Genomic DNA, 5502 nt, shown 5'->3' on the forward strand with positions numbered 1-5502 from the left:
GCACCAGTGCTTCGGCTTCACAGAAAGCTTCGGAATCTACTTCAGTTTCAATGAGTGGCTCAAAGGCGACAGGGCGAGCCAGTGAGACATCAAGTAGTCATGTTACTGCTACGAGCCAGACGGGGTCTGAGAGTGGTGCAGGCTCAATGCGTTCAGAAGGCTTAGATACCAATGAGACATCACGTTCGTCAGATTTAACAACAAGAGCGTCAGTACCGACAGTCTCAGCACAAGCAGCAGAAGTAGCTTCAGAAGCTACAGCAGTAGCTAATACTGCTGTGGCGGTGAGTATTGAGGCGGATAAGAAGCGTCAAGAGCAAGAGGCAAAGCTTACCTCACTGTCTACTGAAATTGGAACTTATCTAGGAAGACTAGGCAATCGTGAAGGAGCGGAAAGTGCCCTTCTAAAAGGAAATGCTACGATTGAAGCGATTCAAAATGCTTTGACAGATCCAAATGCTGACCTCAACGCTCTTATCTCTGAAGCTACTAGAACCCGTAATACTGTGGTCAATACGGTGTTGCGTGCAAATTCTGGACTTCGAGACAGCCGTAATGGGAGAGCACTTCCGACAGGAACAGGTTTCAGAGCAGCAACAAATATTGGGAATGCTACTTACACGCCAAAAGCAGCACTTCATGTTACGCCGGAAGATCAAATGGATTACTTCCAGACTAACGGTTCGGCAACCTTTAATAATGGTACTGTGACCCTAACCACTGCGAGTGGTGGTCAAGCAGGTTCCTATACGCTTAAGAATAAGATTGATATGACCGAGAGTTTTGTGCTCAAAGGAAAAATCAATCTAGGTGATGCTTATGAAAGGTTTAGAAATAATGGTCATGACGGTGGTGACGGTGTTGCGGCTATTTTCTCTACGGGTAACGTTGGTGAAATAGGAAATGCCAATGGCAATGGATCAGGTGCAAGTCTTGGGATGGGGGGAACCAACCTTAAAGGATCCTTTGGTTTTAAACTTGATACATGGCATAATACGAGTGCTCCAGATTCCCAAAATATGGCTTCAGCAGATCCCTCACGAGTTGGTGGTGGCGGAGCATTCGGAGGATTTATTTATAGTTATAATGGAACGAAATATGTTAATGCACAAGGACGAGTTTATCCTGTTATTTCGACTTTTTCTAAACTTCAAACGAATCCAACAAATAATTCTTTCCAAAATTACACTGTAAATTATGATGGTAAGACTAAAGTTATGACCGTAAATTATGCTGGACAGACTTGGTCTTATAATTTAGCAAATCAGAAAATTGGTCAACAAAGTGATTATCAGGTTATTGATAAAGTTATACCTACAAATACTCTTTGGAACGATACAAAGAATATGACACTGTTGTCAAATGCAGGAAATCCTAGTGAATTAGCTTTTGCATTATTTGCTTCAACTGGTTCAGGTGTTAACTTACAACAATTTCGACTTGAATCCTTCGATTACACCACAGGTGGATCTTACATTACGATCAAGTATGTAGATGATATTACAGGAGTGGAGCTCAAACCATCTAAAACCATTTCTGGTCTAGGAGGAAATATCCAAGATTTAACAAGTTACCTGGATATTCCTGGTTACAAAGTTCAACGAAATAATGCCAACACATATAATCTCTATAGAGGCGGAAACAAGATTGAATTTAAGAAAGGAAAGGTAACAGTTACCTATACCTACTCTCCTACAGTAGAGAAAAAGGTGGATCGTATCTATACCTATGTTGGTGAAAATGCTTCTGATTTAACTGTCGCTCAAAATTTTGTAAAGACTCAAACAGGTGTGACCCTACCAAGTGATACCAAGTACGAATTTGCAACACCTTTTGATACGTCTGATCAAGGTGATAAACAGGCTACTGTAAAAGTCACCATGCCGAATGGCTATGTTCAAACAGTTGATATCCCCTACACTGTTTATCCATCTCTTAGCGCCAAAAGTCCAATCTACGACTTTAAAGGACAATCACTGACAAATGGTTCAGCTTCAGGTGGTGGTTATTACAGTTACCTTACGAAATTAGGTACGGGTGGTTGGTATCCTTCAGGAATGTCTTGGGGACTTTATGATGGAACCACGAAGATTGATGATATCAATACCGATACGGTAGGTTATAAAGACTATACGTTAAAAGCAGTTTTTCCAAAGGGTCGGTATGGTGAAACGGAATCTAGCAAGTTACTGACGGTTTCATCTACTTTCCGACACATTGTTTATGATCTTGTTGCCAACCCGACACCAAACCCTACGAGATCTTGGGTCTTTACTCAAGGTGACAATGTTACAATTAATGCAATCAGCGCAGTGCAGTATGCATCTGGTTCGAATGCAATCACTCCTGTGGCCAATGATACCTTCACCTGGAAAAACAATGATGCTCCGAGCATGGATCAAATCGGAAAATTCACGAAAACAGTTATTGTAAAAACTGGTGAGGATGGAGCAGGACATAGAGCCACTAAAGAGATTGATGTTGTCGTAACGGTCAATCCAAAAGTAGCAACGATTACGACTGATTTGACCGGTAAAGCTGGTATGAAGAATCAGCAGATTGCAGTAACAGCTTCACCAGGTGCAACCGTTACGTTGAGCAATTCAGCAGGGAGGGCTATTGGAACTGCAGTAGCTGATGCATCTGGGAATGCAACTGTCACAGTCACAACAGCTTTGCCATATGGAAATATCCAAGCAAGTACATCTAAGACAGGGCCGACAGAAACAGGTGGCACAGCGACTTACACAGCTTCTGGAAATTCAAAATTAGCGACTTATGCTGCACCTAAAGCGAAGGCGGATAGGCTCTATGCCCTTCATCATGAAGGTTCTCCAGAATTAAGTATTCCAAGTAATTTTGTAAAATTAGCCAATGATTTAGCTTTGCCTTCAGGAAGTTCAGTACGTTGGAAGACATCAAAAGATCTAATCAATACCAATACGGTAGGGGATCGAGTTGCGGAGGTTACTGTTCAACTTCCAGGGGATTCTCAAACTTACACGGTTTCAGTTCCTTACACCATTTTACCGACGATTGAAGCTAAGAGTCCTATTTATGATCTTAAAGGCCAAGGTCTTCATAATGGAAAAGATGAGAGTAATTATATTAAATCAGACACTACAGATGTTTCTTATACAACACAATGGACAGATGCGTCTGGAGTCAGCTTTACCACTATCCCATTAACAGTTGATAACACAGGAACATTTACCTATGCCATTAAGCGGATTTATGATGTGGGGCGTTATGGAGCAACGACAGATACTTCTAAATTGCTTACGACTTCAACGACACTCGAACACCGTGTTATTGAACTCACAACCAAACACAAAGTTTTCCATCAAAATGTAGAAGATGAAAATTATAGAACTAGTAAAGATCCGGTTAGTTGGGTGACTATTACGGGAAATCCTAATTTTATAGGGGAATTCAGAGATGGCTTAGGACCAGACATTACAACTGCTGGGAAAGCTACATTAGACATTGCTTATACGATCACAGATGATAAGTCAGATATCCCTCTGACGATTCCAATAACTGCCGAATATACGGTTATCCCTACTCCAGTGATCTCTGAGGAGTCAGTGACAGAGACAGGTGGCTTACCAGGTAAATCTATTCAAGTCACGAACGTTCTACCTAGTTCCACGGTCACTTTGACTTTGAATGGGCATCAGTTTACCAAGGAGGCAGGAGCTAGTGATGAAAGTGTTACTTTTACGGCACAGGATCTGAAGCAAGCCTATGATGATAACAATGGCTTATTGCCTGTAGGTACTGTTACGGCTACAAGCACATTTGAAGGGGAAACTTCAGAAAAGGCTACAGCGACGATTACGGCAGAAACAGTGAAACCAACTGTTGAGTATAAGGTTAAGGTAAACGGCAAAGATCCTCAGATAGGAATAAATGGTGACTATGTTTTCTATGCTGGAGATGTCATCCAAGTGACCGTTACTGGTAAAGACAATAGCGGTAAGCTTGCTACCTTACGAGTAACTGGGAATGCGACTGTCCTTTCAGATTTCTTCCAGGGAAATACAAACTGGGGAACGGGTGCTATTCCAAATATTATCAATACCGTTATGAGCGATGACCAGACAACCTTTACCTTTACCGTTGTTCCAAAGAGTGACTTGATTTGGGGAGCAGGTAACCGTTGGGGACGTCGTGTAGAAGCAGTCGACCTAAGTGGAAATAAGACTTTATCTGATGAATTTGGTGTTAGACAAGGTCAATTAAAAGATCTATTTAACAAGCCTTCGATAACTGTTACACAAGTAAAGGATATCGGTCACTTAACAGAGACAGATAAAGCTAAAGTTCGTGAAGAAATCATGAAGGCGCATGATAGAGTGATTGCAAATGGCCGAGATCGTATTGCAAGTATTGAAATCAGTAACGATGGTGTTGCAACAGTCTATTACAAAGATTTCGATAAGAATCAAACAAATCAATCTCAATACCCACTAACAACATATACACAAAGTGAAACGGTATCAGATACTGTGTACAAGTCAGAATCAACAAGTACAAGTACATCTGCCAGTGAATCAGCAAGTACGTCCGCAAGAGAAAGCGAATCTGTAAGTACAAGCGCCAGTGAATCAGCAAGTACGTCCGCATCGCAAAGTGCTTTTACGAGTGCGAGTGAGTCGGCAAGTACGTCGGCATCAATGAGTGCCTTAACTAGTGCATCAGAATCCGCAAGTACATCCGCGTCACAGAGTGCATCGACAAGTGCGTCTGAATCAGCAAGTACGTCCGCATCGCAAAGTGCTTCAACAAGTGCTAGCGAGTCAGCAAGTACATCTGCCTCGATGAGCGCCTCTACAAGTGCTTCAGAGTCCGCAAGTACGTCCGCATCGCAAAGCGCTTCAACAAGTGCGAGTGAATCAGCAAGTACGTCCGCGTCACAGAGTGCATCAACAAGTGCAAGTGAGTCCGCAAGTACGTCAGCGTCCATGAGCGCTTCAACCAGCGCAAGTGAATCGGCAAGTACGTCCGCGTCCATGAGTGCCTCAACAAGTGCATCAGAGTCAGCAAGTACCAGTGCCTCACAGAGTGCCTCGACAAGTGCTTCAGAATCGGCAAGTACGTCAGCCTCAATGAGTGCTTCAACGAGTGCGTCTGAATCCGCAAGTACAAGCGCATCGCAAAGTGCTTCAACCAGTGCGAGCGAGTCCGCAAGTACAAGCGCCTCACAAAGCGCCTCAACAAGTGCATCAGAATCCGCAAGTACGTCAGCGTCCATGAGTGCCTCAACGAGTGCTTCAGAGTCAGCAAGTACCTCAGCGTCCATGAGCGCCTCAACCAGTGCCTCAGAATCGGCAAGTACGTCGGCTTCCATGAGTGCATCAACCAGCGCATCAGAATCGGCAAGTACTTCAGCGTCCATGAGCGCTTCAACAAGTGCGAGCGAATCCGCAAGTACCAGTGCTTCCATGAGCGCATCAACAAGTGCCTCAGAATCGGCAAGTACGTCAGCCTCAATGAGTG

The 5502-nt window shown here is 43.4% G+C and carries 1 protein-coding gene; it reads left to right on the plus strand.

The features are described from left to right. Positions 1 to 50: 50 nt before the first annotated feature. On the plus strand, positions 51 to 5502 hold a 5452-nt coding region (locus HMPREF2697_RS10435; protein WP_257375249.1), incomplete at its 3' end, for a lectin-like domain-containing protein.

Origin of the sequence: Streptococcus sp. HMSC064D12, from assembly GCF_001837205.1 — a bacterium.
In the GTDB taxonomy this organism is placed as follows: Bacteria; Bacillota; Bacilli; order Lactobacillales; family Streptococcaceae; genus Streptococcus; species Streptococcus salivarius_D.